The 26,251-nt window shown below is 62.4% G+C and carries 32 protein-coding genes; 17 read left to right on the forward strand and 15 right to left on the reverse strand.

Features of this window, described 5'->3' with window-relative positions; genetic code table 11:
• Positions 1-36 precede the first annotated feature (36 nt).
• Complete coding sequence (locus DJFAAGMI_RS08835; RefSeq protein WP_167004920.1) at positions 37-402, forward strand: 5-carboxymethyl-2-hydroxymuconate Delta-isomerase; 366 nt, start codon at positions 37-39, stop codon at positions 400-402.
• Positions 403-529: 127 nt separating this feature from the next.
• Positions 530-1,213: a tRNA-uridine aminocarboxypropyltransferase gene (locus tag DJFAAGMI_RS08840; protein WP_211456863.1), complete on the forward strand. Its 684-nt coding sequence runs from the start codon at positions 530-532 to the stop codon at positions 1,211-1,213.
• A gap of 26 nt (positions 1,214-1,239) precedes the next feature.
• On the opposite strand, the gene yiaA is transcribed toward DJFAAGMI_RS08840, so the two are convergent.
• The 6 genes from yiaA to DJFAAGMI_RS08870 form a co-directional block, all read right to left on the reverse strand.
• The gene (gene yiaA, locus DJFAAGMI_RS08845; RefSeq protein ID WP_211456864.1) at positions 1,240-1,758 is read right to left on the reverse strand and encodes an inner membrane protein YiaA; all 519 of its coding nucleotides are present in this window, start codon (positions 1,756-1,758) and stop codon (positions 1,240-1,242) included.
• A gap of 252 nt (positions 1,759-2,010) precedes the next feature.
• Positions 2,011-2,583: a DUF4274 domain-containing protein gene (locus tag DJFAAGMI_RS08850; protein ID WP_043006170.1), complete on the reverse strand. Its 573-nt coding sequence runs from the start codon at positions 2,581-2,583 to the stop codon at positions 2,011-2,013.
• A 49-nt stretch (positions 2,584-2,632) separates the two neighbouring features.
• On the reverse strand, positions 2,633-3,265 hold the full coding sequence (locus DJFAAGMI_RS08855) for an aminotransferase class IV (protein WP_211456865.1): 633 nt from the start codon (positions 3,263-3,265) through the stop codon (positions 2,633-2,635).
• Complete coding sequence (gene pabB, locus DJFAAGMI_RS08860; protein WP_211456866.1) at positions 3,262-4,446, reverse strand: aminodeoxychorismate synthase component I; 1,185 nt, start codon at positions 4,444-4,446, stop codon at positions 3,262-3,264. The genes DJFAAGMI_RS08855 and pabB overlap by 4 nt, the downstream gene beginning before the upstream one ends.
• 162 nt (positions 4,447-4,608) lie before the next feature.
• Positions 4,609-4,908 (reverse strand): DUF4148 domain-containing protein, encoded by a 300-nt coding sequence (locus DJFAAGMI_RS08865; RefSeq protein ID WP_211456867.1) that lies wholly within the window; start codon positions 4,906-4,908, stop codon positions 4,609-4,611.
• A 132-nt stretch (positions 4,909-5,040) separates the two neighbouring features.
• On the reverse strand, positions 5,041-5,775 hold the full coding sequence (locus tag DJFAAGMI_RS08870; RefSeq protein WP_211456868.1) for a Crp/Fnr family transcriptional regulator: 735 nt from the start codon (positions 5,773-5,775) through the stop codon (positions 5,041-5,043).
• 203 nt (positions 5,776-5,978) lie between these two features.
• Between DJFAAGMI_RS08870 and panB the strand changes: the two genes are divergently transcribed.
• Both panB and panC read left to right on the forward strand, forming a co-directional pair.
• Positions 5,979-6,848, forward strand: coding sequence for a 3-methyl-2-oxobutanoate hydroxymethyltransferase (gene panB / locus DJFAAGMI_RS08875; RefSeq protein WP_211456869.1), 870 nt, complete (start codon positions 5,979-5,981; stop codon positions 6,846-6,848).
• Between the two features lie 39 nt (positions 6,849-6,887).
• Complete coding sequence (panC, locus tag DJFAAGMI_RS08880; RefSeq protein ID WP_211456870.1) at positions 6,888-7,727, forward strand: pantoate--beta-alanine ligase; 840 nt, start codon at positions 6,888-6,890, stop codon at positions 7,725-7,727.
• Positions 7,728-7,845: 118 nt separating this feature from the next.
• Here the strand turns inward: panC and DJFAAGMI_RS08885 are convergent, their stop codons facing one another.
• Entirely contained in the window at positions 7,846-8,247 is a 402-nt protein-coding gene (locus DJFAAGMI_RS08885) for a hypothetical protein (RefSeq protein WP_211456871.1), read from the reverse strand.
• A 100-nt stretch (positions 8,248-8,347) separates the two neighbouring features.
• Between DJFAAGMI_RS08885 and DJFAAGMI_RS08890 the strand changes: the two genes are divergently transcribed.
• Both DJFAAGMI_RS08890 and DJFAAGMI_RS08895 read left to right on the forward strand, forming a co-directional pair.
• Positions 8,348-8,797, forward strand: coding sequence for a MaoC family dehydratase (locus DJFAAGMI_RS08890; RefSeq protein WP_043006184.1), 450 nt, complete (start codon positions 8,348-8,350; stop codon positions 8,795-8,797).
• Positions 8,798-8,888: 91 nt separating this feature from the next.
• On the forward strand, positions 8,889-10,370 hold the full coding sequence (locus tag DJFAAGMI_RS08895) for a SulP family inorganic anion transporter (protein WP_211456872.1): 1,482 nt from the start codon (positions 8,889-8,891) through the stop codon (positions 10,368-10,370).
• A gap of 5 nt (positions 10,371-10,375) precedes the next feature.
• Here DJFAAGMI_RS08895 and DJFAAGMI_RS08900 read toward each other — a convergent pair whose 3' ends face one another.
• Positions 10,376-10,747, reverse strand: coding sequence for a polyhydroxyalkanoate granule-associated phasin (locus DJFAAGMI_RS08900; protein WP_003051911.1), 372 nt, complete (start codon positions 10,745-10,747; stop codon positions 10,376-10,378).
• A gap of 86 nt (positions 10,748-10,833) precedes the next feature.
• The gene (locus tag DJFAAGMI_RS08905; protein WP_211456873.1) at positions 10,834-11,760 is read right to left on the reverse strand and encodes a LysR family transcriptional regulator; all 927 of its coding nucleotides are present in this window, start codon (positions 11,758-11,760) and stop codon (positions 10,834-10,836) included.
• A 105-nt stretch (positions 11,761-11,865) separates the two neighbouring features.
• On the opposite strand from DJFAAGMI_RS08905, the gene lysA reads away from it, so the two are divergent.
• Both lysA and DJFAAGMI_RS08915 read left to right on the forward strand, forming a co-directional pair.
• Positions 11,866-13,113, forward strand: a complete 1,248-nt coding sequence (gene lysA / locus DJFAAGMI_RS08910) for a diaminopimelate decarboxylase (protein ID WP_211456874.1) — start codon at positions 11,866-11,868, stop codon at positions 13,111-13,113.
• A gap of 254 nt (positions 13,114-13,367) precedes the next feature.
• Positions 13,368-14,258, forward strand: a complete 891-nt coding sequence (locus DJFAAGMI_RS08915) for a DMT family transporter (RefSeq protein ID WP_211456875.1) — start codon at positions 13,368-13,370, stop codon at positions 14,256-14,258.
• A gap of 127 nt (positions 14,259-14,385) precedes the next feature.
• Here the strand turns inward: DJFAAGMI_RS08915 and DJFAAGMI_RS08920 are convergent, their stop codons facing one another.
• The 4 genes from DJFAAGMI_RS08920 to DJFAAGMI_RS08935 form a co-directional block, all read right to left on the reverse strand.
• Positions 14,386-15,396: an NAD(P)H-dependent glycerol-3-phosphate dehydrogenase gene (locus DJFAAGMI_RS08920; protein WP_211456876.1), complete on the reverse strand. Its 1,011-nt coding sequence runs from the start codon at positions 15,394-15,396 to the stop codon at positions 14,386-14,388.
• Positions 15,397-15,512: 116 nt separating this feature from the next.
• Positions 15,513-15,974, reverse strand: a complete 462-nt coding sequence (gene secB, locus DJFAAGMI_RS08925; protein ID WP_003051901.1) for a protein-export chaperone SecB — start codon at positions 15,972-15,974, stop codon at positions 15,513-15,515.
• Between the two features lie 200 nt (positions 15,975-16,174).
• Positions 16,175-16,432 (reverse strand): glutaredoxin 3, encoded by a 258-nt coding sequence (grxC, locus tag DJFAAGMI_RS08930; protein ID WP_003051899.1) that lies wholly within the window; start codon positions 16,430-16,432, stop codon positions 16,175-16,177.
• A gap of 72 nt (positions 16,433-16,504) precedes the next feature.
• Positions 16,505-16,912 (reverse strand): rhodanese-like domain-containing protein, encoded by a 408-nt coding sequence (locus DJFAAGMI_RS08935; protein WP_043006195.1) that lies wholly within the window; start codon positions 16,910-16,912, stop codon positions 16,505-16,507.
• Positions 16,913-17,197: 285 nt separating this feature from the next.
• Between DJFAAGMI_RS08935 and gpmA the strand changes: the two genes are divergently transcribed.
• The 4 genes from gpmA (at position 17,198) to DJFAAGMI_RS08955 (ending at position 20,904) form a co-directional block, all read left to right on the forward strand.
• On the forward strand, positions 17,198-17,941 hold the full coding sequence (gpmA, locus tag DJFAAGMI_RS08940; RefSeq protein WP_087080735.1) for a 2,3-diphosphoglycerate-dependent phosphoglycerate mutase: 744 nt from the start codon (positions 17,198-17,200) through the stop codon (positions 17,939-17,941).
• A gap of 126 nt (positions 17,942-18,067) precedes the next feature.
• Positions 18,068-19,579 carry a S41 family peptidase gene (locus DJFAAGMI_RS08945; protein ID WP_167004862.1) on the forward strand — a complete coding sequence of 504 codons (1,512 nt, stop codon included), beginning with the start codon at positions 18,068-18,070 and terminating at the stop codon, positions 19,577-19,579.
• Between the two features lie 75 nt (positions 19,580-19,654).
• On the forward strand, positions 19,655-20,443 hold the full coding sequence (locus DJFAAGMI_RS08950; RefSeq protein WP_211456877.1) for a HesA/MoeB/ThiF family protein: 789 nt from the start codon (positions 19,655-19,657) through the stop codon (positions 20,441-20,443).
• A gap of 80 nt (positions 20,444-20,523) precedes the next feature.
• Positions 20,524-20,904: a response regulator gene (locus tag DJFAAGMI_RS08955; RefSeq protein ID WP_003051888.1), complete on the forward strand. Its 381-nt coding sequence runs from the start codon at positions 20,524-20,526 to the stop codon at positions 20,902-20,904.
• Between the two features lie 57 nt (positions 20,905-20,961).
• Here the strand turns inward: DJFAAGMI_RS08955 and DJFAAGMI_RS08960 are convergent, their stop codons facing one another.
• Positions 20,962-21,594, reverse strand: a complete 633-nt coding sequence (locus DJFAAGMI_RS08960) for a response regulator (protein ID WP_003051886.1) — start codon at positions 21,592-21,594, stop codon at positions 20,962-20,964.
• Positions 21,595-21,727: 133 nt separating this feature from the next.
• Here DJFAAGMI_RS08960 and DJFAAGMI_RS08965 point away from each other — a divergent pair, with 133 nt between their 5' ends.
• From DJFAAGMI_RS08965 to DJFAAGMI_RS08985, 5 genes are all read left to right on the forward strand, one after another.
• Positions 21,728-23,077: a sensor histidine kinase gene (locus DJFAAGMI_RS08965; protein WP_211456878.1), complete on the forward strand. Its 1,350-nt coding sequence runs from the start codon at positions 21,728-21,730 to the stop codon at positions 23,075-23,077.
• 170 nt (positions 23,078-23,247) lie between these two features.
• Complete coding sequence (locus DJFAAGMI_RS08970) at positions 23,248-23,409, forward strand: DUF1328 domain-containing protein (protein ID WP_003051882.1); 162 nt, start codon at positions 23,248-23,250, stop codon at positions 23,407-23,409.
• A gap of 161 nt (positions 23,410-23,570) precedes the next feature.
• Positions 23,571-24,113, forward strand: coding sequence for a hypothetical protein (locus tag DJFAAGMI_RS08975; RefSeq protein ID WP_211456879.1), 543 nt, complete (start codon positions 23,571-23,573; stop codon positions 24,111-24,113).
• Between the two features lie 71 nt (positions 24,114-24,184).
• Positions 24,185-24,505 (forward strand): BON domain-containing protein, encoded by a 321-nt coding sequence (locus DJFAAGMI_RS08980; RefSeq protein ID WP_003051870.1) that lies wholly within the window; start codon positions 24,185-24,187, stop codon positions 24,503-24,505.
• Between the two features lie 120 nt (positions 24,506-24,625).
• A complete protein-coding gene (locus tag DJFAAGMI_RS08985) occupies positions 24,626-25,681 on the forward strand; it encodes a zinc-binding metallopeptidase family protein (RefSeq protein WP_211456880.1) in 1,056 nt (351 codons plus the stop codon).
• Between the two features lie 4 nt (positions 25,682-25,685).
• On the opposite strand, the gene coaD is transcribed toward DJFAAGMI_RS08985, so the two are convergent.
• Positions 25,686-26,180 (reverse strand): pantetheine-phosphate adenylyltransferase, encoded by a 495-nt coding sequence (gene coaD / locus DJFAAGMI_RS08990; RefSeq protein ID WP_043006208.1) that lies wholly within the window; start codon positions 26,178-26,180, stop codon positions 25,686-25,688.
• Between the last annotated feature and the right edge of the window lie 71 nt (positions 26,181-26,251).

Here is a 26,251-nt window from a genome sequence, read left to right on the forward strand (position 1 = left end):
ACGGCTTTTGCCTCCCAAATCGAGCGAGAGAACTCCATGCCTCATCTGCATATTGAATACACCGACAACCTGACCGGCCTGAATGAACGCGAACTGATGCGCGACATCAACGCCGTGGTCTGCTCCCATCCCACCGTTCTCGATGAAGCCGATGTCAAGGCCCGCATTGCCCGTCTGAACATGGACCATGTCTATATCGGCACCCAGCCCGAGAACCGTGGCTTCGTCCATGTGCATCTGCAGCTGATGGCCGGTCGCAGCACCGAAGCCAAGAAGCAGATGTCGGACGGCATTGCCGAAGTCCTGCGCCGTCTGGTGCCCCAGCCTGCCGATGTACTGGTGCAGCTGAGCGTGGACGTGTCCGATATGGACAAGGCCACCTACTTCAAGGGTCGTCTCTAAGCCCTCGGCCGCACAAGCCATAGAGCGCCCGCAGCCATGCTTGCGGGCGTTTTTGTTTCAGGGACCTTGGTTAGAGATAAAAATCGCCTCAACCACTTACCCTAAAAGAGCAAGCAGCTCCTGAATCATGAGCAAACCCGAGCCTCGCCCCCGTTGCCCCCGCTGTCACCGGGCGCTGCGCACCTGCGTCTGCGCGCTGGCCAGGCCGGTCGCACATCAGGTCGAAGTGCTGATCCTCATGCATCCCATGGAAGTGCACGAAGCCAAGGGCACCGGGCATCTGCTGCATCTGTGCCTGCCCCGCAGCCGGGTCATGGTGGGCGAGGAATTCGATACAGCCGAGCTGGAAGCGGCTCTGCATGGAAGATGGGCCAGCCGGGCCGATACCGATAGTGCGCCCCGCCACAGCCTGCTGCTCTACCCCGATACAGCAGGCCAGGATGCCGCACTGGGGCTGGCTGCGGCCGGCCCCCTGCCTCTGCCCTGGCCGCAGCCGCCAGAGCGTCTGCGGCTGGTGATCATCGACGGCACCTGGCGCAAAAGCCGCAAGATGCTCTATCTCAATCCTGCACTGCAGACCCTGCCGCGCCTGCCCCTGCTCGGCGTGGAGGACTCCGGCTACACCATCCGCAAAGCCCATCTGCCCGGGCAGCTCTCCAGTTTCGAGGCTGCGGCCCTGGCGCTGGCACAGCTGCAGACCCGGCCCGAGGACGCGACGGCCCATGCCGTGCTGCAGGAAGTCTTCAAGCAGTTTGTGGCGCAGCAACTGCAGCTGCGCCAATGCAATCAGGCGCCCCCAAGGGGCGCCTGAGATTCAGCGGTAAAACGATTTTCAGCTTAGCGGTTGTTTGCCACCTGCTCCGGCACATCGGCGGACTTGGCGGGATCGGTCACCACCAGAGCGGGCCCGCTGCGCTCGCTCTTGCCGCGCTTGCGCTCTGCAGCTCCATCATCGGCGCTCAGGCTGTCGCGGGTGTTTTTCTGCACGGCAATCGCACCGAACAGGGCCAGTGCAAAAGCCATGGCATAGAAACCTTTTTCGCTGAGCTGCAACGTGGCATTGAAGAGACCTGTGCCCAGCAGCAGCACCGCGATGATCAGCGCCACCCAGCTGATGCCGTAGTAGATACCGGTCACGGAAACACCCTCGAGCTTGTCGCGCACGGTTTTCTGCAACGAGATGGCCGAGTACAGACCCAACACCAGCACGGCAAAGTAAAAGCCTTTCTCGTTGAGCTGCATGGCTGCATTCCACAGCCCGGCCATGAAAGCGACGACACCCAGCAGCAAGGCGGCCCAGGATGCGCCGACAAATGCGGAGGAAGGCTTGTGGCTGGTGATGGCTTGGGGGTTCATGAGCGGGTCTCGAAAGTTGTGGTGAACGAATAGTAGAAAATTCGCTCGTTCAAGCCAAGCTCTTCTTCGCAAGGTATCGTAAAATGATACCTAAAGAGCTGTTTTGCTCGCCAACCACTGGATGGCCTGAACCGGCCCGGCCGCGCCCCTCGGTGGCAACTGCTTCAACCGCAGCACGGACATCTGCCGCTTCATGCGCCACAGTGCCTCACGCAAAGGCTTATGTGAGCGCAGCAATCGGGCACGCAGGCGCTAGTCCTCGTCCTCGACTTCATCTCCATCCATGGCCGCATTGAGCTCTTCCTGGACATGGGGCGGCATGCCGTCTTCCCAGCCATGCTCGTCGACATAGGCATAGATATCGGGTTGCTCGCCGGGCACTGCCAGCAGCATGATGGCCGGGATCTGCCATTTGGCCTCATCGCCCTTGACGGCTTCGCTGGTCCAGTCATAGCCCGGGTGCTTTTCATTGCCCGTGGGCGAGGCCAGATCATTGGCCGGGTCCCAGCCGATGGTGGCGGGAGCCAGATTGCCCTGCTCGAAGCGCTGGCTCAGCGCCTGTATGCGGGCCCAGCCCGGGCGGTTGATGCCGGGCACCTTGTCCTGCGAGGCATAGTGCTGGAAGTAGCCCGGCTGCTGATACCAATACAGCGCCTTGGCAACGGCGGGCTCCAGCTTGGGATGCTTGCTGATCCAGTCGGGCAAGGCGCTGCCGTTGTCGTAGTTCATGGTGGTGACCACGGCCAGCCATTGCAGTGGTGTCGCAGTGGCCAGGAATTCCTTCATCAGGTCCAGGTACAGGGCATCAAAGTCGTCGTCATCCATGGCTGAGACTCCTCCAGGTTGCTTACGTCAGCACAATAACAAACCGCCCCTAGGCGATCAAACGAGCATCCAGCCAGCCGCGCAGGCTATTGATGAAGGCCCAGCCGCCGGCATGACGCGCCTGCTCCAGCGTCACCACCTGCTCCGTCAGCCGTCCCTGCGACAAGGCCAGCGCCCGCCCCACGCCCGGAAGCAAGCCACATTGCAGCGGCGGCGTGACCCAGCGCCCATCGAGCTGCACGGCAATATTGCCGCGCGTGCCTTCGGTGATCTGGCCGTCCTCGTTGAAAAGTACGATATCGAAAATGCCGGTGCTCTGGGGTCTGAAAGCGTCGTAATGCTGACGTACCGAGGTTTTGAAACGCACCACATCGCTGTACGCCACCGCATTGACGATGGGCCGATGCGCCAGCTGCAACGCAACGGGCTGAGCAGTGGGCGGCAGTGGCTCTGCCGTGATCTGCATCTCGCCCGTGGCCGAAAGGGCCAGCCGCACGCGCCAGTCGCCCATGGAATGCGTCTGACTGGCCATGCGTTCCATGTCGGACTCCAGCTGCATCTGCATCAACGGATAGCGAAAATGCTGCGCCGTGATCTGCAAACGGGCCCAGTGCAAAGCCCAGTTCTGCCAGCGGCCATCCTTGAGTGCCAGGGTTTCGAGGATTTCAAGATTCGTATTCATACGCCGACGCCTTGTTCAAGCACCTTGAGAAAAGCCTGCTTGTGTTGCCATTCCATCCATTCATCGGCCGCATTGGCGCTAGCCGTTATGCCGCTGCCTATGCCGCAGCTCAGATGCCCATTCTTGAGCACCACGGTGCGAATGGGAACATTGAAGCTGGCGTGAATACGCCCCGGCCCGGCCCCCGGCCGCACCACGCCCAGAGCGCCGCAGTAGACGCCTCGGGGCTCGGGCTCCAGCTCGCGAATCAGACGCATGGCCTGACGCTTGGGCGCCCCGGTGATCGAGCCGCAGGGAAACAGCGCTGCGAACACATCCACCAGCCGCACATCCGGGCGCGTGCGTGCCACCACATCCGAGGTCATCTGCCAGACAGCCGGCAGCGCCTGGACCTGAAACAGCTGCGGCACTTTCACGCTGTGCGGCACGGCAATGCGTGACAGATCGTTGCGCAGCAAATCCACAATCATCACGTTCTCGGCCTGCTCCTTGACCGACTCGCGCATGGTTTGCGCAGCCCGTGCATCAGCTTCCGGGGTCTTGCCACGCGCCGCGGTGCCCTTCATGGGGCGGGTCAGAATCCGCTCGCCGTCCCAGTCGAAAAACAGCTCCGGGGACAGCGACAGCACCTGCATGTCGCCGCAATCGACCAGGGCCGCATAGCCTCCGGGCTGGGCCTGCTGCAGCCTTGCAAACAGCGCCTGGGCCAGTGCGGAAGAATCCGGCTCTTGCGCCCCCGCAATCTCGGCGGACAGAGGGGCCGTGTAATTGATCTGATAGCAGTCGCCCGCCGCGATGGCCGCATGAATGCACGCCACATCGGCATCGAACTGTTCGCGGCTGAGCGCCGTTTGCCAATGTATCGCCGCGGCATGCACTGGCCGGGGCGATACTTCCATCGCCAGCGGCGCGCGGTGCAAGCCGAACCAGGCCAGGGGCTGGCCAGCGGCGGCCTCATGCACGGCCTCGGCATAGGCGCGATCAAAAGCGCTGGCCGCCTCATAGGCCAGCCAGCCCACGCACCACAGACCTTGCTCGGCTGCCTGCTGCACGGCCTCCAGCACAGCAGGCACGTCCTCAGGTCGATGCGCTTGCAAGACTTGTTCGGGAACGCCAAAACCATGCTGCAGACGGGCTGCTCCAGCCTGCCAGGGAGCGGTGAAATCAAGAACGGTTTTCAAGTCAGATCACCTGCAAGCGCACTGTCGACATGCGCCGAATGCTATCAAACTTGCTAAATCCATCCGCCTGGCATTGCCGGCATAAAAAAACGCGCTGAAGGAATCCCTCAGCGCGCATCCACCAATGGGCCATCTCTGTCGGATGGCTAAGAGAGAACTCTGTTACTTGCCGCCCAGTTGCGACTGGTACTTGGCCACGGCAGCCGTGTAGGCAGGGCTGGCCAGCAGTCTTTGGTATTCGGCGTAAGCCTTGCGGTACTCGCCGCTGAACTCGGTCTCGACATAGGCTGCGGGCGTGGGCATATAGCCCAGACCCGCACGCTGGTACATCTCAAGATCGGCCATCACTTCGGCACGGCTTTTGCTGGAGGTTACAGAAGTTTGGGGGAGGTCTTGAGCCATGGCCGCAGCGGCGCTGGCGGTCAGCACGGCGGCGGTCAACAAACGGGTAAGGGCACGCATTTTTCAATCCTTTCAACGGCGCAGCAGCGGAAAGAAGACCTGTCTCGCTGCTGTATGGCTGAACTATGCGCCCGGCCCCGCAGGCCGTCTGTGCGTTTTCTCACGCAAAAACTCATTCCACATTACGGAAAATCAATGCGCTTCCTCTAGCAGAAGTCGCAGACCATCCACACGGCACAGACGCAGATTGCGTCCCTCGCGTCTGAGCAAGCCCAGACGCGTGAGCCGCGACATCTCGCGTGCGACCTCTTCGCGGCTGGTGCCCAGCATCAGGGCCAGATCGTTCTGGCGCGGAGCCGGCGACAGCAGTGCCTCGCCGTTCTCGACGCCCGCCATCTCGGCGCGCTCCAGCAACTGGGCATGCAGACGGCCGCGCACCGAGAGGGTGCCGAGACTGACCACGCGCCGCGCCAGCACCCCTGCCAGTTCGCTGAGCCGCTGGACCACGGCCCGCATCACCAGAACATCGCTCATGATCAGCGCTTCAAGCTCGGCATTCGATAGAGACGCAACCAGGCTCTCATGCGTGGCCTGCACCTGCACGGAGACATGGCGAACCGGCGGCTGCGGCGCGAACGCGCCAAAAAAGAAACCGGGCTCCAGATAACCCAGAATCATGGCCCGCCCGCTGGCGCTGTAGCTGCCGACACTGAGCTGGCCGTTGATCAGCATGTACATGCGTTGATCGGTATAGGCACCGTGCAGCACCTGTCCCGCCTCCAGCCGGTGCCACAGGCATTGCCCCGCCAGCACCGACAGCCTCTCGTCGGACAGCGACTCCAGCCAGCTCACGTTGCGCAGTCCCTGCCAGGCCACGGCTGGCACAGGCGCTGAAACCGACGGCTGCAGGGACTCGGGCATGGACATGAACAACCTTGTGCAAAAAGAAATGAAAGGCCGGAAAACGCAGGGCCATGCAAAGCTGAGCCCACAGCATAGTAAGGCGGACGACAGCAGCCATACCCTGTTTTAACGTGGCGCTGCAGCGCAGCATCGCATAGACTCGCGGGCAAATTTGCCTGCAGGCTTTTTCTGCGGGGCCAGGCCATAGACATATCAGGAGACAGCTCATGACCGCTACCGGCACGCCTTACGGCACCATCCCCCCCTCTTCGCCCCAGCCCCAGCGCCGCCCCGTCAGCCTGCCGCGGCTGAGCCAGATGCGCGCTGCCGGTGAAAAAATCACCATGCTGACCGCCTACGACGCCACCTTTGCCGCCGTGGCCGACGCGGCCGGTGTGGAGTGCATTCTGGTCGGCGACTCGCTGGGCATGGTCTGCCAGGGCCTGCACAGCACCGTGGGCGTGACGCTTCAGGATATGGCCTATCACACGGCCAGCGTCACGCGCGGCCTGCACCGCGCCCAGGCCACGGCCTGGGTGATTGCCGACATGCCTTATGGCAGCTATGCCGAAAGTCCCGAGCAGGCCATGCGCAGCGCCTGCCAGCTGATGCAGGCCGGCGCCCATATGGTCAAGCTCGAAGGCGGCGGCTGGACCGCTCCCACCGTGCGCTTTCTCGTCGATCGCGGCGTACCCGTCTGCGCCCACCTGGGACTGACGCCGCAGACCGTGCATGCACTGGGCGGCTACCGCGTCCAGGGCAAGGACGAGCAGGCCGCAGCCACGCTGCGCCAGCATGCGCTGGAGCTGCAGGACGCCGGAGCCTCCATGCTGGTGCTGGAGATGGTGCCCGCCGCCCTGTCCGCCCAGCTGACCGAAGAGCTGCCGCTGTGCCACACCATCGGCATTGGCGCGGGCAATGGCACGGCCGGCCAGGTTCTGGTGCTGCACGATATGCTGGGCGTCAACCTGGGCAAGATGGCCAGGTTCGTGCACAACTTCATGGCCGACGCAGGCAGTGTCAAAGGCGCCATGGAAGCCTATGTGCAGGCTGTCAAGAATGGCAGCTTCCCCGACAATGCCCTGCACGCCTGGTGAGTCCGGGCCCTTGTTTTCGTTTTCCCCACTGTTTGAGTCATGCAAATCGTTCACACCATCGCCGACCTGCGCGCCGCCCTGGCCGGTCGCGGCCGCCCTGCTTTCGTGCCCACCATGGGCAATCTGCATGAAGGCCATCTCTGCCTGGTGCGCCAGGCCCGCCAGCACGGCGATGTGACCGTGGCCAGCATCTTCGTGAACCGCCTGCAGTTTCTGCCTCACGAAGACTTCGACAGCTACCCGCGCACCTTCGATGCCGACTGCGCCAAGCTGGAGGCCGAAGGTTGCGACATCGTCTTCGCCCCCAGGGAGAAAGACCTCTACCCCGAGCCGCAGACCTTCAAGGTCCAGCCCGACGCGCAACTGGCCGACATCCTGGAAGGCCACTTCCGCCCCGGCTTCTTCACCGGCGTCTGCACCGTGGTCATGAAGCTGTTCCAGGCCGTGTTTGCCACCACGGGCGGCGGTACGGCCGTTTTCGGACAGAAGGACTATCAGCAACTGATGGTGATCCGCCGCATGGTGCAGCAGTTCGCCCTGCCCATCGAGATCATCGGCTGCGCCACGGCACGCGCCGACAGCGGCCTGGCCCTGAGCTCGCGCAACGGCTACCTCAGCGACGAGCAGCGCGTGCAGGCCATGGCGCTGTCCCAGGCACTCAAGGCCCTGGCCGATGCCGCGCGCCAGGGCGGCAATCTGGCCGATCTCGAAGCGCAGGCCATGGCCGCGCTGCGCGCCAAGGGCTGGGAGCCCGACTATCTGAGCGTGCGCCAGCGCAGCGATCTGCAGACACCTGTCGATGCGCGCAGCGGCGAACTGGTGGCCCTGGGCGCGGCGCGTCTGGGCAACACCCGGCTTATCGACAACCTGGAGTTCTAGGATTCCGCATCCCTCTTGGGCGCTGTGCGGCAAGGACATGCCGGCCCTTGCCCGGCGCCTCTGATTCAGGCCGCGCCGGTGTCCGGCATCAAGCGCAATGCAGAGGCCAGGAGCGCTTTCAGCACTGGTAGGAGTCCACCGACGACTGGCTGGGCAGAGCCTGCAGCGCAAGCCCCTGTCCCTTGAGCCGGCACCACAGACCGTCGCCCATTTCCAGCTCCAGCACAAAACCCGCATCGCTGGCAAAAGGCAGGGGCAGACGGCGCAGGCGCTGCCCGGCGATATGCAGCTGCGTTTGCCGGACGCGGCCCACGGCGGCCATAATTGGAGTCAAATCCGCCTCCAGCCCTTTATTGGACTTCGCAATTTGCTCGCATATCAATAGCAATGGCTGCCACAGGCCCTGACCGGCCCCTGTTCGCTCACCGTCATGCACACGGGCGGCGGAAAAGCGGATCTGCAACGCGCCGTTCTGCAGGCTGATTGCCGCGATCTCGGAATCTTCAAACTCGAAATTCATGTGTCCGAGCATAGCGCCATGGCACCTTGGCAACAGCGGCCCGGACCGTCGCCGCGCATACTGTCGGCCACCCCATACACCGGCATGAAAGAGGACGCCAATGAGCGAGAAACTGTATCTGGATGACCTGTACGTAGGCCAGAAGTTCGTCAGCGAGGGCTACCCGCTGGATGAGGCGCAAATCATTGCCTATGCCAGGCAGTTCGACCCCCAGGTCTTTCACCTCGACCCCGAAGCCGCCAAGCACACCTTCTTCCAGGGCCTGGCCGCCAGCGGCTGGCACACGGCCTCCATCAGCATGCTGCTGGTGACGCAGAGCATTCCCCTGGCCGACGGCGTGATCGGCGGCGGCATGGAAGAGCTGGCCTGGCCCCAGCCCACCCGTCCCGGTGACGTGCTGCAGGTGGAGTCCGAAATCGTGGAGATCATTCCCTCCCAGTCCAAACCCAACCGGGCCCTGGTGCGCGTGCTCTCCCACACCAGGAACCAGCGCGGCGAGGTGCTGCAGCGATTCCGGCCCAAGATGGTGTGCTTCAAGCGCCCGGCCTGACCCTCAGGCAGCAAAAGTCCTGGGCACTGCGTAATATCGCCCACCGGCGCTGTCTGCTTTGCATGGGCAGCGCCTCACTTGCTGCTGCGATATGAATCCCCATTTTTCCCTGAGCCGATGGCGCGCCGAATGGGCGCCCAGCGTGCCGCGTGAGCTGCTGGCCGGCGCCGTCGCCACGTTTGCGCTGATTCCCGAGGTCATTGCCTTTTCCTTTGTCGCGGGCGTGGACCCGGCCGTGGGGCTGTATGCCTCCTTCATCATCAGCATCGTGATTGCCGTGTTCGGCGCGCGTCCGGCCATGGTCTCGGCAGCGGCCGGCTCGGTGGCCCTGGTGGCGGCTCCGCTGGTTGCCTCGCATGGTCTGCAATATCTGCTGGCGGCAGGCCTGCTGGCCGGCGCCATGCAGATCGCCTTCGGCCTGTGCAAGATGGGCTCTCTGGTGCGCTTTGTCTCCAGCTCGGTGCGCACGGGTTTTGTCAACGCGCTGGCCATTCTGATCTTTTCAGCCCAGCTGCCGCATCTGCACGGCGCCAACACCGCCACCTGGGCCATGCTGGCCCTGGGCCTGGCCCTGATCTACGGCCTGCCCTGGCTGGGACAGAGACTGCAGCTCAAGGCACTGACCGCCATTCCCTCACCGCTGATCTGCGTGCTGGTGCTGACGCTGCTGGGCAGCTTCATGGGGCTGCCGCTCAAGACCGTGGCCGATCTGGGTCATCTGCCGGACAGTCTGCCGCTGTTCGCCCTGCCCGAAATCCCTGCGAGTCTGGAGACACTGCGCATCATCGCCCTGCCGGCCCTGGCGATTGCCATGGTGGGCCTGCTGGAGTCGGTTCTCACAGCCGCCGTGGTGGACGACCTGACGGACACGCCCAGCAACAAGAGCCGCGAGTGCACGGGCCTGGGCCTGGCCAATGTCTCAGCCAGCCTGTTCGGCGGCATTGCGGGCTGCGGCATGATCGGCCAGGCCGTGGGCAATGTGAAGTACGGCGGTCGCGGCCGCTTGTCCACCCTGTTTGCCGGGGTGTTTCTGCTGATTCTGATGGTCGCCCTCAAGCCCTGGGTGTCCCGGGTGCCGGTGATTGCTCTGGTGGCCATCATGGTCATGGTGTCGGTCTCGACCTTCGACTGGAAGTCGCTGGGCAATCTGGTGCGCCACCCGCGCCTGTCCAGCTCGGTGATGCTGGTGACGGTGGTCATCACCATCGCCACCCACAATCTGGCCGCCGGCGTGGTGGCCGGCGTGCTGCTATCTGGCGTGTTCTTCACCTTCAAGGTGGCCAATATGCTGCAGGTCCGGGGCAGCCTGAACGAGGCTGGCGATCTCTATACCTGGACGGTGAGCGGCCAGGTGTTTTTTGCCTCTGCCGATGCGCTGATCGAGGCCTTCGACGTGCGTGCCGCAGCCGGCAAGCAGGCCCGCATCGATGTCAGCGGCGCGCATTTCTGGGACATCACCGCCGTGGGCGCGCTGGACAAGGTGATGGAGCGCCTGCGCCAGCATGGCTGCCGCGTGGAGCTCAAGGGGCTGGATGACGCCAGTCAGCGGCTGATAGAGCGCATCCGGGTCTAGCTTGCCTATTTCAGGCGGGTCTGCGACAGGCGCTTGGCATTGGCCACGGCCTTGCGGCGAATCGGCGCCAGGCTTCTGGCCGCCACCTTGTCGGCGGCCACGGGCAGCTTCTGGCCCATGGTCCAGGGGTTGCGCATCCAGGCCAGACACAGCTGCTGCTGCACCTTGAACATCTCGGCCCCCATGGTCAGCCAGGCCTGGCTGAAGGCCACCTGCTTTTCCACCACCATGCGGGTGAACTCCTTCTGATCGCGCGCAGAAAGTACCGGGCCGCTGAGCGCCATGCGCGTGAGCCGGTGGTTGATGACCTGAGGTGCAGCCATGCTGATGTCCAGCAGTTCGCTGGCCGTGCGATGGGGAATGGCGGATTCAGGCATGTGTAACTCCTTGCGTGCAGGTGTTTATTGTGCACTGCAACATGGAAGTTTGCGCAAGCTCACTTTCGAAAGCCCTATCGACAACTTCAGGGCCTGCCATCCAGCAGGCTGAGCGCCTCCTGCTCCAGCGCCGCGATCAGCCACGACAGGCCCGCATCCGCGGGCCGGTGCAGCGGCAGCAGCATATGCACCTGAAACGCTATCGAGAACGCCAGCGGTCGCACCACCAGCTGCGGGCCCGCGCAGGCCCGCGCCGTCAGCGGGTTGACGATGGCCAGACCCAGACCCTGCTGCACCATGGCACAGACGGCAACGGCGCTGGCGGTCTCCAGACTCAGCCGGCGCTGCACGCCGGCGCGGGCAAACACCGCATCGATCTGGGCCCGGTAGGGGTCGTCGCGTGCCAGGCTGATGAAGGACTCGTCTTCAAAGTCCCGCTCGCTCAGCAGCGCCTTCTGCGCCAGCGGATGGCCTGCAGGCAGCACGGCCACTTCATCCATGGCCGGCAAGGGCTGGCTGCGCGTGCCCGGTGGCGCATCGGCCAGCTCGGACAGGCCCAGATCGAAGCGCTGGGCCGCCATCCATTCCTGCAGCAGCGGTGCCTCCTGGGTGCTCACGCTCACAGCCACCGCGCCGTGACGGGACTGCAGACGCGCCAGCGCGCCCGGCAGCAAGGCGTGGCTGAGGGCCGGCAGGCACAGCACGCTGATGCTCGCCCCTTGCGGGCGCCCCAGCTCCACGGCGCGGTCGATCACGCGCTCCAGGCCCTGCCAGCTGCGCCGCACCTCGTCCCAGAGCAGCAAGGCCCGCGCATTGGCACGCAGCCGGCCCTGCACGCGCTCGAACAGCGCATAGCCCAGCAGTTGCTCCATGCGCGCCAGCTCGCGGCTTACCGTGGGCTGCGAGGTATAGAGCAGCTGCGCCGCACCCGTGACGCTGCCGGCCGTCATGACGGCACGGAACACCTCGATATGGCGGTGGGTGATGCGCTGCGAAGCTTCTGAATCGGTCATGCGCAGAGCATATCAATATTGAATAATCTTCATAAATCAAGCTATTGGACTGAATAGATAGCCGCATGCATGATGCGCGGAACTAATCCCTTTCAAGAGACCGCCATGGCAAACCCCTTCTCTCCCGCACAGCTCTGGAACCTGGCTGACCAGTACGGCACGCCGCTGTGGGTGTATGACGCCGCCACCATCCGCGAGCGCATTGCCCAGCTCAAGGCTTTCGACACCGTGCGCTTTGCCCAGAAGGCCTGCTCCAACATCCACATCCTCAAGCTCATGCGCGAGCAGGGCGTGAAGGTGGATGCGGTCTCGCGCGGCGAAGTCCTGCGCGCGCTGGCGGCCGGCTTCACACCCGGCTTTGGCGAGCCTGCCGACATCGTCTTCACGGCAGACGTGATGGACGAGGCCACGCTGGCCACCGTGGTCGAGCACCAGGTGCCCGTGAACGCGGGCTCCATCGACATGCTGCACCAGCTGGCTGCCGTCTCCAAGGGCCACCATGTCTGGCTGCGCATCAACCCCGGCTTCGGCCACGGCCACAGCAACAAGACCAACACCGGCGGCGAGCACAGCAAGCACGGCATCTGGCACAGCGAACTGGAAGGCGCGCTGGACGCCATCAAGGCCGGCGGCCTGGTGCTGGCCGGCCTGCACATGCACATCGGCTCGGGCGTGGACTACGGCCATCTGCAGGAAGTCTGCGGCGCCATGGTCAAGCTGGTCGAGCGCACCAAGGCTGCGGGCGTGGACCTGCATGCGATTTCGGCCGGCGGCGGCCTGTCCATCCCCTATCGTGCGGGCGATGCCACCATCGACACCAACCACTACCACGGCCTGTGGGATGCGGCGCGCAAGCAGGCAGAAGGCATCTTGGGCCACAGTCTGGGTCTGGAGCTGGAGCCCGGCCGCTTCCTGGTGGCCGAGTCCGGCGTGCTCTTGGGCACCGTGCGCGCCACCAAGAATGCGGGCAGCAACCACTTCGTGCTGGTCGACACCGGCTTCAACGAGCTGATGCGCCCCAGCATGTACGGCAGCTACCACGGCATGGAAGTGCTGCGCCGCGACGGCCAGAGCCTGCCCGCGCAGGACAGCGTGGTGGCCGGCCCGCTGTGCGAATCGGGCGACGTCTTCACCCAGGGCGACGGCGGCGTGGTGCTGCCGCGCTCGCTGGCCGGCGCCAGCGTGGGCGACCTGCTGGTGATTCACGACACGGGCGCCTATGGTAGCTCCATGTCCAGCAACTACAACACCCGCCCGCTGGCCGCCGAAGTGCTGGTCGATGGCGCGCAGAGCCAGCTGATTCGCCGTCGCCAGACGGTGGAGGAACTGCTGGCCCTGGAATTGGGCTTGTAAGCTCCCCCTGAGCCGCTTTGCCTGGGCGGCCCCGCGGCTTCCCCCTCTCTCTATGCGCTGCGCGCTATGGGAGGGGGACGCAGCCATCGCTGCGGGGCGGCCCTTGCTTGGCTGCTCTTGTTTGGCCCGCGCCCTTTAGCAATTGCCTCTTCAAGTTAAATAGCAGCTAGCGCTTATCTTTAAAGGGTTTCAGGCCAGAATCACCTGAATTTCTTTTCTCTATGGCACCGCGCAGTGCCCAATGAGCTCTCTCCATGTCACAGCAACCCGCCACTTCCCCCCATCGCCACACGCTGACGGGTATTGGCTTCACGGTGCTGGCCTGCGCCTGCTTTTCGATACTCGACACGGGCTCCAAATACGCGGGCGCCCTGCTTCCGCTGCTGATGGCGCTATGGCTGCGCTATGCGCTGCAGTCAGTGCTGACCGTGGGCTTTGGTGTGGCTCGCCATGGACTGGACATCTTTCGCACCCGGCGCCCGGGCTTTCAGTTTCTGCGCGCCATTCTGTTTTGCCTGAGCAATGCGCTGGCCATGCTCAGCCTGCGCTATCTGCCGCTGGCGGAGTTCACGGCCATCGTGGCGCTGACGCCGCTGGCCCTCACCTTGCTGGCCGCTCTCTGGCTGGGCCAGCAGGTCAGCCCCTTGCGCTGGGTGCTGGTGGCACTGGGCTTTGCGGGCACGCTGGTCATCCTGCGACCGGGCGGCAGCCAGTTCAGCGGCTGGGCCCTGGTCTGGCCTGCGCTGCAGCTGCTGGCCAACACGGCCTATCAGATCCTGAGCAGCCGCATGGCGGGCAAGGAGCGCCCGCTGACCACGCAGATCTACACCAGCCTGCTGGCCCTGAGCCTGACCTGCATGACCCTGCCCTGGGTCTGGCAGCTGCCGGACAGCGCCGCGCTCTGGCTGGCCGCGATTGCCATGGGTGCAGGCAGCGCCGTTGGACATCTGATGCTGCTCAAGGCCTATGAAAAAGCCGAGCCCGCGACCATCACGCCGTTTCTCTACAGCCAGATTCCCTGCGCGCTGCTGGCAGGCTGGCTGGTCTATGGCCATATCCCCGACCAATGGGCCGTGCTGGGCATGGTCATCATTGCGCTGTGCGGGGCAGCGAGTGCCTGGCTCAGCATCAGAGAGGCAAAGTAGCGTGCCTGAATCCAACGGCCACCGTCATAAAAACAATAGCTGCTACCGCCTTTATCCATTGATTTTCAGATAAAAAAGTATCTGAAATCTATGAATACCAAGCGCTAACAGCTATCGTTTTATGGGCTTACTCGCCGCGCGGATCGCGCACCATCAGATGCTGCACGGCTTCGGTGACCGGCAGGTGGCCGTCCAGCAAGGCCACCACGGTTTCGGTGATGGGCATTTCCACGCCGACCTGGCGTGCCCGGGCGAGCACCGTGCGGGCGCTGTACACGCCCTCTGCCACATGGCCCAGCGATGTCACGGCCTGCTCCAGGCTCTTGCCTTCGGCCAGCAACAGGCCCACCTTGCGGTTGCGCGAGAGATCGCCGGTCGCCGTCAGCACCAGATCGCCGAGGCCGGACAGGCCCATGAAGGTTTCGGCGCGCGCGCCCAGCGCCACGCCCAGGCGCGTCATCTCGGCCAGGCCACGCGTGACCAGTGCCGCGCGCGCGTTCAGCCCCAGCTGCAGGCCATCGCAAAGACCCGTGGCAATCGCCAGCACATTCTTGACGGCACCGCCCACTTCCACGCCCACGATGTCCTGATTGGCATAGACGCGCATGGCCTCGCCATGAAAGGCCGACACCAGCAGCTCGCTCACGCCCTCATGGGCGCTGGCGGCCACCAGAGCCGTAGGCTGCTGGCGCGCCACCTCGGCCGCGAAGCTGGGGCCGCTGAGCGCACCGCTTTGCAGCTGCGGCGCCACCTGCTGGCAGACTTCATGCGCCATCAGCCCGTAGCTGCCGGCAGGGGCATCGGCGGCCACCGCCTCGAAGCCCTTGCACAGCCAGACCACGGGCCGGCGGCAATCCCTGAGCTGGCCCAGCCACTGGCGCAGCGCCGCCATGGGCGTGCCCAGCACGATCAGATCGGCATCCGCCACGTGGGACATCACATCGCCGCTGACCACCGCGAGCGCATCCGGAAAGCGGATGCCGGGCAGATAACGGCTGTTGGCACGCTCGGCCTGCATGAGCTGCGCCTGCGCCGGATCCCGCGCCCAGAGGCTGACGCGATCCTGGTCCTTATGGGTGGCCGCGCTGATGGCCATGGCCGTACCCCAGGCGCCAGCGCCGATGACAAGAATTTTCATACCTGAATTTTGATAGCAGTTTGCGCACAACCCACAATAAAAAGAGGCCTCTAGGGCCTCTTTTTTGCCTGGCTGCCGATTCTTGCACATCGCAGGAATCGGAAGCTGCCGTCAGCTTACTGGGGCAGTTGGCCTTCGGTCTGAGCGGCGGCAGCGGCTTGCTGCTGCTCGTACATGGCCTGGAAGTTGATTTCGGCCAGGTGCACGGGAGGGAAACCGGCGCGGGTCACCACGTCGGCCACGTTGCCGCGCAGATAGGGGTAGATGATCTGGGGGCAGGCAATGCCGATCACGCCGCCCATCTGGTCTTCGGGCACGTTGCGGATTTCGAAGATGCCGGCCTGCTTCGCTTCGACCAGGAACACGGTCTTGTCCTGAATCTTGGTCTGAACCGTGGCGGTCACGGCCACTTCGTAGACGCCTTCAGCCACGGGAGTGGCTTCCACGCCCAGCTGGATGTCCACGCTGGGCTGCTCCTGCTCCAGCAGGATGGCGGGAGAGTTGGGCTGCTCCAGGGACAGGTCCTTCAGATACACGCGCTGGATCTGGAACACGGGGCTGTTGTCTTGTTCGGCCATGATGAGCTAGGTCTTTCAGAAAAATCTTGGGAGGGAAATGAAAATGCCTGCACGGAGAATCAGCACGCAGCTATCCTCACAGCAGGCATTTCCCAGAAAATAGCATTTGGCATTATGCAGTGGCCGCCCATGGCTGCATCCTGGCAGCCGGCACAAAGTGCAAATTCATGTCCTGGGACAACATGGGCGGCACAGATGCGTCAGCCTTGCAGCAGAGGCAGCAGACCGCCCTTGGCATCGAGCGCCATCAGATCGTCGCAGCCGCCCACATGGGTGTCGCCGATGAAGATCTGGGGCACGGTGCGGCGGCCCGTGGTCTGCATCATGTGCTCGCGGGCGGCGGTATCGAAGTCGATGCGCACCTCCTCGATCTGCTCCACGCCCTTGGATTGGAGAATCTGCTTGGCACGGATGCAGTAGGGGCAGACGGCGGTGGTGTACATCTTCACGGCTTGCATGGCAACTTCCTTGGTGTTTTTGCACTGCAGCATGCAACGCTGCAGTCGTCAGGGTTCTCAGTTGGGGCCGGATCAGGCTTTTTCAACCGGCAGGCCGGCATCGCGCCAGGCCTTCATGCCACCAGCCAGCGCCTGGGCCTTTTCGTAACCCAGCTTCTTGGCTACGGCTTCGGCACGCGCGGCGCGGGCGCCCGTTGCACAGACCAGCACCACGGGCAGCTGCTTGTTCTTGACGGTGGTGGGCAGCTTTTCTTCCAACTGGCTCAGCGGCAGGTTCTTCGCGCCGTTGACATGGGCGGCCGCAAACTCTTCGGGCTCGCAAACGTCCAGCACCACGGCTTTTTCGCGGTTGATCAGATGCACCGCAGCCGCTGCCGACAGCGAGCCGCCGGTCGCGCCGCGCAGTGCGGGCAGGAGCAGCATCACACCCGAAGCCACGGCAATCAGGATCAAATACCAGTTATCAATGATGAATTTCACGTCATTCCTTGGGATGGCAAACCGGACGATTTTAGAGGCAGGCTTGACAGCGGGCCGCGGCAGCAGGCCACGGACCTGCGGCCCGCAAGCCCATAGCCATTGCCGATGCGCCACGCACCGCAAGTGGGTGCTCCGCACAATCCCCGAAGAGCCCCACAGGAATAGCCTGCCGCCGGCGGCTCGCCCCAGCCGGCTTTCCTTGCCTCAAGCCCGGACAAAGCCCAGCCCCTAAAATGCACGCTTTTGACTTTGTGTCATTACTGCTTTGCTACTTTGAGAGAATCCATGTACAAGCTCGTTCTGATCCGCCACGGTGAATCCACCTGGAACCTTGAAAACCGCTTCACCGGCTGGACCGATGTGGATCTGACTGCCACCGGCGTCGAACAGGCCAAGAAGGCCGGCCAACTGCTCAAGGCAGAAGGCTATGACTTCGATGTGGCCTACACCAGCGTGCTCAAGCGCGCCATCCGTACCCTGTGGCATGTGCAGGATGAAATGGACCGCACCTGGCTGCCCGTGGTGCATAGCTGGCGCCTCAACGAACGCCACTATGGCGGACTGCAGGGCCTGAACAAGGCCGATATGGCCAAGCAGTACGGCGACGAGCAGGTGCTGGTCTGGCGCCGCAGCTACGACGTGCCACCTCCCGCCCTGGAAGCCACCGACCCGCGCAGCGAACGCAGCGATGTGCGCTACGCCAAGCTGCAGCCCGAGCAGATCCCGCTGACCGAGTGCCTCAAGGACACGGTCGAGCGCGTCGTGCCGTTCTGGAACGAGTCCATCGCCCCCGCCATCAAGGCCGGCAAGCGCGTGGTGGTTGCCGCTCACGGCAACTCCATCCGCGCCCTGATCAAGTATCTGGACAACATCGCCGACGACAAGATCGTGGGCGTGAACGTACCCAACGGCATTCCTCTGGTCTATGAGCTCGACGCCGATCTCAAGCCCATCCGCCACTACTACCTGGGCGATGCCGAAGCCGCCGCCAAGGCCGCAGCGGCAGTCGCGGCCCAGGGCAAGGCCTGAGACCTGTCACCACCCCGGTTCGGACGCTGACGCAGTCTGAACCGGGCTGACACTGCAAAAGGCCTATGGAACCTCGTGGGCCTTCTGCCGTCGAAGGTGTATATTGCGAATGGTTTAAGGGGTGCTATGGGTCAAAAAATCAAAATTGCAGGCTGGATCTCTGTGGGCGTGGTCGCCGGTGCGTTGACCACCGTATCCCTGCAGACGCTGGCCCGCGGGGGTGTGACACCTCTGCCACTTGAAGAAATCCAGCAGTTGTCGGCCGTCTTCGGCCTGATCAAGACCGATTACGTCGAGCAGGTCAGCGACAAGAAGCTGATCACCGATGCCATCTCCGGCATGGTCTCCAGCCTGGACCCGCACTCCCAGTACTTCGACAAGAAGACCTACAAAGAATTCAAGGAAGGTACTTCCGGCAAGTTCGTGGGCGTCGGCATCGAGATCACCATGGAAGATGGGCTGATCAAGATCGTCTCTCCCATCGAAGGCTCGCCCGCTTTCCGCGCCGGCCTCAAGACCGGCGACCTGATCACCAAGATCGACGACACGGCCGTCAAGGGCCTGACGCTCAATGACGCCGTCAAGCGCATGCGCGGTGAACCCAATACCAAGGTGCGCCTGAACATCCTGCGCAAGGATGAAAGCCGCAGCTTCCCCGTCACCATCACCCGCGAAGAGATCAAGACCCAGTCGGTCAAGGGCAAGGTGATCGAGCCCGGCTATGCCTGGATTCGCCTGAGCCAGTTCCAGGAACGTACCGTGGACGACTTTGTGCGCAAGGTCGAGGAAATCTACAAGCAGGAACCCAATCTCAAGGGCCTGGTGCTGGATCTGCGCAACGATCCCGGCGGACTGCTGGATGCAGCCGTGGCCATCTCGGCCGCCTTCCTGCCACCCGATGTGCCCGTGGTTTCCACCAACGGCCAGCTGGCTGAAAGCAAGGCCGTCTACAAGGCATCGCCCGAGTTCTACGCCCAGCGCGGTTTTGGCGATCCCCTGCAGCGCCTGCCTGCAGCCCTGAAAAAGCTGCCTCTGGTGGTTCTGGTCAATGAAGGCTCGGCCTCGGCCAGTGAAATCGTGGCCGGAGCGCTCCAGGATCACAAGCGCGCCACCGTCATGGGCAGCCAGTCCTTCGGCAAGGGGTCGGTGCAAACCGTGCGCCCCCTGGGCCCCGATACCGCTCTCAAGCTGACGACGGCGCGCTACTACACGCCTAGCGGAAAGTCCATTCAGGCCAAGGGCATCGTGCCCGATGTGATGGTGGACGAAACGGCGGATGGCGACTTGTTTGCCGCACTGGGCATGCGCGAGGCGGATCTCGAGAAGCATCTGTCCAGCGGACAGGGTGCCGAGGTCAAGAACGACGCCCTGGAAAAAGCACGCGAGGAAGCCCGCAAGCGCCTGGAAGAGGAAGCGAAGAAGCCTGCTGCCGAACGCCGCCTGCCGGAATTCGGAACTGACAAGGACTTCCAGCTGCAACAGGCGCTGAACAAGCTCAAGGGCCAGCCCGTCAAGGTCAGCAAGACCCTGACAGAGCGAAAGGCCGAAGAAAAGCCCGGGGACGCGACGGCTGCAGACAAAAAGCCCGCTGAGAAGAAAGCCCCCGAAAAGGGCGACTCCGACAAGAGCAAAAAATAAGCACCGGGTTGTCAAACCCGCTCAAAATCAGCCGGGCTTGCCCGGCTTTTTTCTTGGAACCATGGACGCAAACCGATGAATGACGATCAATTGCTGCGCTATTCCCGTCACATCATGCTCGACGAGATCGGCATCGAAGGCCAGGAACGCATTCTGGCAACGCATGCAGTGATCATCGGAGCCGGCGGCTTGGGCTCGCCCGCCGCACTCTATCTGGGCTCGGCAGGTGTGGGCCGCATCACCATCGTCGACAACGATGTCGTGGACATGACCAATCTGCAACGCCAGATTGCCCACACGACCGAGCGCATAGGCATGGCGAAGGTGGAGTCGATACGCACCGCCGTGCATGCCATCAACCCCGGGATAGAGATTCGCTGCATCCAGCAGCGTGCGACCGAGAGCCTGCTCGACGAGTTGCTGCCCGAGGCCAGCATCGTGCTGGACTGCACCGACAACTACAAGACCCGCCAGACCATCAATGCGGCCTGCGTACGCCATGGAGTGCCCCTGATCGAAGGAGCGGCCATCCGTGTCGATGGCCAGCTGATGGTCATTGATCCGCGCGACCCCGACAGCCCGTGCTATGCCTGCGTCTTTCCGCCAGAGGCCGAATTCGAAGAGGTCCAGTGCTCGACCATGGGCGTCTTTGCACCGCTGGTCGGACTGATCGGAACCCAGCAGGCAGCGGAAGCACTGAAGCTGATTGTCGGTTTTGGCCGATCTTCTGTCGGACAACTTCAAATGCTTGATGCACGTTCCATGGAGTGGAGTAGGATGAAAATTGCTAGGGTTAAAACCTGTGATATCTGTGGAACGTCAAGCACAAATCACAAAAAACATCAATACAATGATTTTTCATAGGCCGTAATTGATTCCCCATACCGAGAATTGAACGACTCTCACAGCTTGATCCATGGCATCTACCTCAACTTGCTACCGTCGTGAAACTGCGTACCTTTTTTGTTGAAGACAACCCTACGATTCGCGACAACCTGATTGCGACGATGGCGGAGCTTGCCGATGTCGAGGCTGTGGGGGTGGCAGAGACCGAAGCCGATGCCGTACGCTGGCTCAGCCATAACCCGGATGCCTGGGATCTGGTGATCGTGGATCTGTTCCTGCGCGAAGGCAGCGGCCTTGGCATTGTCACCAGCTTTCAACAGCGACCGAGGCAGAAAAAGCTGCTGGTGCTGAGCAATTATGCGACTGCCGATATCCGCCAGCGCTGCCTGGAACTCAATGCCGATGCCGTATTTGACAAGTCCAATGAAATCGATGCGCTTATCGATTTCTGCATGGATTTGAATACCAGCAAGTCTTGATAATAAAAAAAAGTAAAAAAGGCTTGAATCTTTCAAGCCTTTTTTATTGGAGCCTCATTAATCAATGAGGCGGTTTTTCAACGCATAGTAGGTCAGGTCACTATTCGAGGAAAGCCCCATTTTTTCCATGAGTCTGGTTCGGTAAGTACTCACTGTTTTCACACTCAGGGAAAGCGACTTGGCAATATCTCCGGCAGTCTCGCCGCGAGCAAGCTTCAGAAACACCTGAAACTCGCGCTCCGACAATTGCTCGTGCGCCGGCACATCATCCTTGCGATTGAGCTGCTGGGCCAGGAGGTCGGCCACTGCCGGCGTCAGATAGCGCCTTCCCAGAGCCACGGTGCGGATGGCCTCCGCAATATCCTGGGGATCGCACTCCTTGTTGAGATATCCGCTGGCCCCCTGACGAATCAGGTTGATCGCGTAATGTTCCTCAGGGTATCCACTTAGTATCAGGATGCCCATGTCGGGCGCCTTGGCCCTGAGCATGGCCAGGGCATCTATGCCGCTTTGCCCGGGCATGGACAAGTCCATCAGCAGCACATCGATTTCATGTTCCCGAACCAGGTCGATGGCTTCCCGCCCATTGCCGGCCTCTCCCACGACCCTCAGGTCCACATGCTCCGACAGGAATTGGCGTAATCCCGAGCGAACGATCGCATGGTCATCCACTATGCCTACTTTTATCATGAACACCTCTTTTCATGAAACCGCGCTCGTCTCCAGGGCGCATAACATTTTAAGACCCGCACTATGATGTCAGTCGTTGACGCTACGGTTATGCAGAATATCAGGTAATTGCCTTGTCGGTGAGAGGATGTAGATGCGCTGGACCAATATCCGCAAAATTGCAGTCAGTTTGACGATCGCAGTCGTTGCGGCAGTCTTAATGGTAAGCATTAATGAGGCAGGCTATAAGCGCTCCTTGCAGGCTCTGGATACGCTCACCAAGACACAAAGCACCAGAGCCAAGCTCAGCTTGCTGATGCAGCAGATGCTGGACGCTGAAACCGGTCTGCGCGGCTATCTGCTGACGGGAGAAGAGCGCTATCTCGAGCCCTACAACTCCGCTTCTGCCGCCATCAGCAGCAGCATGGACGAGCTGCGCAGCATCTTCATCATGGACCCCAAGGAGCTGGCCACCTTCACGCCGCTGGCCCGCCAGGTCGAGCGCAAGACCAGTGAAATGGAGCTGAGTCTGCGCCTTTATCGCCAGGGCAACGACGAAGCATGGCGCTTTGTGATGTTCACCGATGTGGGCATGGAAAACATGGATGCCATACGGGGCCACATCAAGACCCTGATGGACAGCATCGACCAGCGCGTCAAGTCCAATCTCGCAGACATCGAGCAGACGCTGGGCCTGTCGCGCCTGGGCATTGCGACCGTGACGGCGCTCGGGATTCTGGGCTTCTTCATGTATCTGCGACAGGCCAATGCACTGCAGCACTCACATCAGCGCGAGCAGGAGATCCAGCGCGACGAACGCAATCGCCTGGAGGAAGTCGTGCGTGACCGCACAGCAGCGCTCACCGAGCTGGCAACCCATTTGCAGCAGGTACGCGAAGACGAGCGGGCGCATCTGGCACGCGAGCTGCATGACGAACTGGGCTCGCTGCTGACCGCAGCCAAACTCGATGTTGCGCGGCTCAAATCCAAGATCGACACCTCGGCACCCGAGGTCTCCGAACGCGTCACCCATCTGATCGAAACGCTCAACAGCGGCATTGCACTCAAGCGCCGGATCATCGAGGACCTTCGCCCTTCCTCGCTTTCCAACCTGGGACTGACCACGGCACTGGAAATCCTGACCCGGGAGTTCGGCGACCGCAGCAACATCGATGTGGAATGCAGCCTGGAACAGGTGGACCTGCCCGAGTCCACGCAGCTGACGGTCTATCGCGTCGTGCAGGAGTCGCTGACCAATATCGGCAAATACGCCAGGGCCAGCCATGTCATCGTCACGGTGCACAACTACCCCACCTATGTGGCCGTGCAGATTCAAGACGATGGTCAGGGGTTCGAGCCCGCCAGCATGCGCCCCAACTCCCATGGCCTGGCAGGCATGAAGCACCGTGTCGAAGCCGTTGGCGGCAGGCTCACCGTGGCCTCGCAACCCGGCAAGGGCACCACCATCTCGGCAGTCATTCCCCTGAGCGTAGCAACTGCCTGAAATCGGGTAGCGCTCGGCCGCGCAAGTCGATGTCGTCCTACACGGCTGTCTCTAAATACCCCGACCCAGGTGGCAGAAGCTCACCGTCAGGCACGGGCTGCACAGTTCTCTACAGTCAATACATGGCCGCACAGCAATGCCTGTCGGTCTGCATTCGAAAGGAGAAAACCATGTTGCACTACGCCATTGTCTTTCTGGTGATTGCCTTGATCGCTGCAGTTTTCGGTTTCGGCGGTATTGCGGCCAGCGCCGTAGGCATTGCCAAGATCCTGTTTTTCGTCTTCCTGGTCATGGCCGTCATCACCTTCCTGATGGGCCTGGTGAAGAAGTAGCAACGGCACCCAATGTGTAGAACTTTGTTCGCTCACATTGCACAAACCACCAGTATTCGCCATGATCACACACAACCTCTGCCTCCTGGAGGCAGGGTTCCGCAGACTGGCGTTACTGCACGCTGTCACGAAAATTTCTAGATTTCAGGGAGTTCCAAACAATGAGCCAAGCCGTAAAAGACGCCAAGGACACGGTTGAAGATCTCAAGGGCGCCGCCAAGGATGTGGCTGCAGACGTCAAGGACACGGCAAAGCACGCCGCCCAATCCGCCCAGAATGCTGCACACAAGATGGCCGATGCAGCACAAGACGCCGTGGACTCCGGCAAGCAGGCTGCCCAGAAAATGGTGAACGAAGCTCGGGATGTGGCCGAGGACATCGCCGACCAGGTCGAGGACACCGCACGCCGCTCGCGCCGCACGGCTTCCGAGGCCATCGACTCTACCGGTCGCCACATGCGCAATGTCGAAGACAGCGAAAACCCGCTGATCGACAATCTGGCCAACCGGGCTCAGGATCTGGCCGAGCGCAGCATCAACTTCTGGGCCGACAGCTCGCACCGCGCACGCCGTCAGTTCAACACCGCAGCGGATGCGACCACCAAGTATGTGTCCGAACAACCCGGGCGTTCCGTGCTGATCGCAGCAGCGACCGGCGCGGCCCTGGCGACGGCCTTCTTTCTGGGTCGCTCGCGCAGGAAATAACTCTGGAACGTGCGACGTTCCCAGCTTTCGCAGGCGTGCTTTGCGCCTTTTCAAAACCAAGGGAGAACCATATGAAAAATCTGACTCGTGCTTTGGCTTTCAGTCTGGTCGCCGCGACGACCGTGCTGGCTACCACAGCCTGTTCGGTGGCTCGTGACCAGCAGACTGTGGGCTCCTATGTGGATGACGCCGGCATCACCACTGCGGTGAAGGCCAAGATGGCCGAAGACAAGAGCGTCTCGGCAACCGCCATCAGCGTGGAAACCATGAACGGCACCGTGCAGCTTTCGGGCTTTGCCAAATCCGAAGCGGAAAAAGCCCGTGCCGGCGAAATCGCCCGCACGACCAAGCATGTGCGTGAAGTGCGCAACAGCATCGTGGTCAGGCCTTGACGATGCGCACCTGAGGCCAGCCCCTGTCTGAGGGCTGCGCTTCCAGCCCAAAGCCAGCTTTCGAGCTGGCTTTGTTTTTTCCTACACCCTGGCAGCCAAGTTCGCCATTAAAGTGTCCGCATGCAAGTTTTCAACTGCGAGGCCTGCGGCCACCTGATCTATTTTGAAAGCCTGCAATGCGTGCATTGCGGCGCCAGCCAGGCCTTTCTGCCCGACCAGCTGCGAGTCGGCATTCTGCCGCCTGCCGCAGCCCCCAACGCCCGCTACCGCCCCTGCGCCCACCGCCACAACATCAGCCTGTGCAATTTTGCGATCGAGGCTTCAGACCCGCAGCCGCTGTGCGTCTCCTGCCGCCAGACCGAATGGCTGCCCGACGGCAGCGATCCCGCCAACGAGCTGCGCTGGGCCAAGATCGAAGTCGCCAAGCGCCGGCTGTTCTACACCCTGGCCAGACTGGGCCTGCTGGACCCGCATGAGCACCGCGTGGCCGAGCCGCGCTTTTCCCTGCTCGCAGATCTTCCCGGTCAGAACCCCGTCATGACCGGCCATGCCAGCGGCATGATCACACTCAATGTCGTCGAAGCCGACGACGACGAGCGAGCCAAGCGCCGCCAGGCCTTGCACGAGCCTTATCGCACGCTGATCGGGCATCTGCGTCACGAATCGGGTCATTTCTACTGGGATCAGCTGATAGCCAACAGCGCGCATCTGGAGCGCTTCAGAGCATTGTTCGGCTATGAGAATCAGGACTATGCCCAGGCGCTGCAGCGCCACTACGACAAGGACCCGCTGGACAACCGCTGGCGCGACCAGTTCATCAGCGCCTATGCCACGGCTCACCCCTGGGAAGACTGGGCCGAAACCTGGGCCCACTACCTGCACATGGTGGACTTGCTGGAGACTGCAGCCAGCTACGGCACCTGCATTACCGTGCCAGACATCCCCAGCACCGGCCAGCAGCTCATTCAGAACCCGCTGGGACCGGTACCGCCAGACTTTTCAGTGATGCAATCCCAGTGGGTGCCGCTCACGCTGCTGCACAACAGCCTCAATCGCAGCCTGGGCCATGGCGATGCCTATCCGTTTGCGATTTCCGGCCCTGCCTGGGACAAGCTGCGCTTCGTCCACGAGACCATCAGCAGCTATCGCAGCAGATCGCCCAGCCAGGGCGACTGACTGCTCAGGCCGCGCGGCCGACCTTGACCATCAGGCGCTCATGCACGCCCTTGGAGACAAACTTGTCCACATCGCCGTTGAGCGTGGCAATCTCGCGCACAAAGGTGGAGCTGATGAACTGATAGCGATCGCTGGGCGTGAGGAACACGGTTTCCACTTCGGGCATCAGCGTGCGGTTCATGCCGGCAAGCTGGAACTCATAGTCGAAGTCCGTGACCGCGCGCAGGCCGCGCACCATGGCCTTGGCGCCGCGTGCGAGCACGAAATGCGCCAGCAGCCCGTCAAAGCTCTCCACCTGCACCTGCGGATAATTGGCGCAGGCCTCGCGCACCATGGCAATGCGCTCCTCCAGCGAAAACAGCGTCTTTTTGTGATGGCCTGCCGCCACCGCCACGATGACCTTGCCAAACAACTGTGCAGCCCGGCGCACCACATCTTCATGCCCCAGCGTAATCGGGTCAAAGGTTCCGGGGTAAACAGCGATCAGGTCCTGGCTCATGGCTTATCTCTCTCCTGCGGGTCTTGATGAGTGTGAGGGCTGCTGCAGTGCAGCGTAAAGAGATTATGCAT

Source organism: Comamonas brasiliensis, assembly GCF_018292285.1.
Classification (GTDB): Bacteria; Pseudomonadota; Gammaproteobacteria; order Burkholderiales; family Burkholderiaceae_C; genus Comamonas; species Comamonas brasiliensis.

Excerpts from the sequence above, each read along its gene's own strand:
- DJFAAGMI_RS08835 (WP_167004920.1), top strand. The coding sequence starts at position 37 with ATGCCTCATCTGCATATTGAATACACCGACAACCTGACCGGCCTGAAT.
- DJFAAGMI_RS08840 (WP_211456863.1), top strand. The coding sequence starts at position 530 with ATGAGCAAACCCGAGCCTCGCCCCCGTTGCCCCCGCTGTCACCGGGCG.
- yiaA (WP_211456864.1), bottom strand. The coding sequence starts at position 1,758 with ATGAACCCCCAAGCCATCACCAGCCACAAGCCTTCCTCCGCATTTGTC.
- DJFAAGMI_RS08850 (WP_043006170.1), bottom strand. The coding sequence starts at position 2,583 with ATGGATGACGACGACTTTGATGCCCTGTACCTGGACCTGATGAAGGAA.
- DJFAAGMI_RS08855 (WP_211456865.1), bottom strand. The coding sequence starts at position 3,265 with ATGAATACGAATCTTGAAATCCTCGAAACCCTGGCACTCAAGGATGGC.
- DJFAAGMI_RS08865 (WP_211456867.1), bottom strand. The coding sequence starts at position 4,908 with ATGCGTGCCCTTACCCGTTTGTTGACCGCCGCCGTGCTGACCGCCAGC.
- DJFAAGMI_RS08870 (WP_211456868.1), bottom strand. The coding sequence starts at position 5,775 with ATGTCCATGCCCGAGTCCCTGCAGCCGTCGGTTTCAGCGCCTGTGCCA.
- panB (WP_211456869.1), top strand. The coding sequence starts at position 5,979 with ATGACCGCTACCGGCACGCCTTACGGCACCATCCCCCCCTCTTCGCCC.
- panC (WP_211456870.1), top strand. The coding sequence starts at position 6,888 with ATGCAAATCGTTCACACCATCGCCGACCTGCGCGCCGCCCTGGCCGGT.
- DJFAAGMI_RS08885 (WP_211456871.1), bottom strand. The coding sequence starts at position 8,247 with ATGAATTTCGAGTTTGAAGATTCCGAGATCGCGGCAATCAGCCTGCAG.
- DJFAAGMI_RS08890 (WP_043006184.1), top strand. The coding sequence starts at position 8,348 with ATGAGCGAGAAACTGTATCTGGATGACCTGTACGTAGGCCAGAAGTTC.
- DJFAAGMI_RS08895 (WP_211456872.1), top strand. The coding sequence starts at position 8,889 with ATGAATCCCCATTTTTCCCTGAGCCGATGGCGCGCCGAATGGGCGCCC.
- DJFAAGMI_RS08900 (WP_003051911.1), bottom strand. The coding sequence starts at position 10,747 with ATGCCTGAATCCGCCATTCCCCATCGCACGGCCAGCGAACTGCTGGAC.
- DJFAAGMI_RS08905 (WP_211456873.1), bottom strand. The coding sequence starts at position 11,760 with ATGACCGATTCAGAAGCTTCGCAGCGCATCACCCACCGCCATATCGAG.
- lysA (WP_211456874.1), top strand. The coding sequence starts at position 11,866 with ATGGCAAACCCCTTCTCTCCCGCACAGCTCTGGAACCTGGCTGACCAG.
- DJFAAGMI_RS08915 (WP_211456875.1), top strand. The coding sequence starts at position 13,368 with ATGTCACAGCAACCCGCCACTTCCCCCCATCGCCACACGCTGACGGGT.
- DJFAAGMI_RS08920 (WP_211456876.1), bottom strand. The coding sequence starts at position 15,396 with ATGAAAATTCTTGTCATCGGCGCTGGCGCCTGGGGTACGGCCATGGCC.
- secB (WP_003051901.1), bottom strand. The coding sequence starts at position 15,974 with ATGGCCGAACAAGACAACAGCCCCGTGTTCCAGATCCAGCGCGTGTAT.
- grxC (WP_003051899.1), bottom strand. The coding sequence starts at position 16,432 with ATGCAAGCCGTGAAGATGTACACCACCGCCGTCTGCCCCTACTGCATC.
- gpmA (WP_087080735.1), top strand. The coding sequence starts at position 17,198 with ATGTACAAGCTCGTTCTGATCCGCCACGGTGAATCCACCTGGAACCTT.
- DJFAAGMI_RS08945 (WP_167004862.1), top strand. The coding sequence starts at position 18,068 with ATGGGTCAAAAAATCAAAATTGCAGGCTGGATCTCTGTGGGCGTGGTC.
- DJFAAGMI_RS08950 (WP_211456877.1), top strand. The coding sequence starts at position 19,655 with ATGAATGACGATCAATTGCTGCGCTATTCCCGTCACATCATGCTCGAC.
- DJFAAGMI_RS08960 (WP_003051886.1), bottom strand. The coding sequence starts at position 21,594 with ATGATAAAAGTAGGCATAGTGGATGACCATGCGATCGTTCGCTCGGGA.
- DJFAAGMI_RS08965 (WP_211456878.1), top strand. The coding sequence starts at position 21,728 with ATGCGCTGGACCAATATCCGCAAAATTGCAGTCAGTTTGACGATCGCA.
- DJFAAGMI_RS08970 (WP_003051882.1), top strand. The coding sequence starts at position 23,248 with ATGTTGCACTACGCCATTGTCTTTCTGGTGATTGCCTTGATCGCTGCA.
- DJFAAGMI_RS08975 (WP_211456879.1), top strand. The coding sequence starts at position 23,571 with ATGAGCCAAGCCGTAAAAGACGCCAAGGACACGGTTGAAGATCTCAAG.
- DJFAAGMI_RS08980 (WP_003051870.1), top strand. The coding sequence starts at position 24,185 with ATGAAAAATCTGACTCGTGCTTTGGCTTTCAGTCTGGTCGCCGCGACG.
- DJFAAGMI_RS08985 (WP_211456880.1), top strand. The coding sequence starts at position 24,626 with ATGCAAGTTTTCAACTGCGAGGCCTGCGGCCACCTGATCTATTTTGAA.
- coaD (WP_043006208.1), bottom strand. The coding sequence starts at position 26,180 with ATGAGCCAGGACCTGATCGCTGTTTACCCCGGAACCTTTGACCCGATT.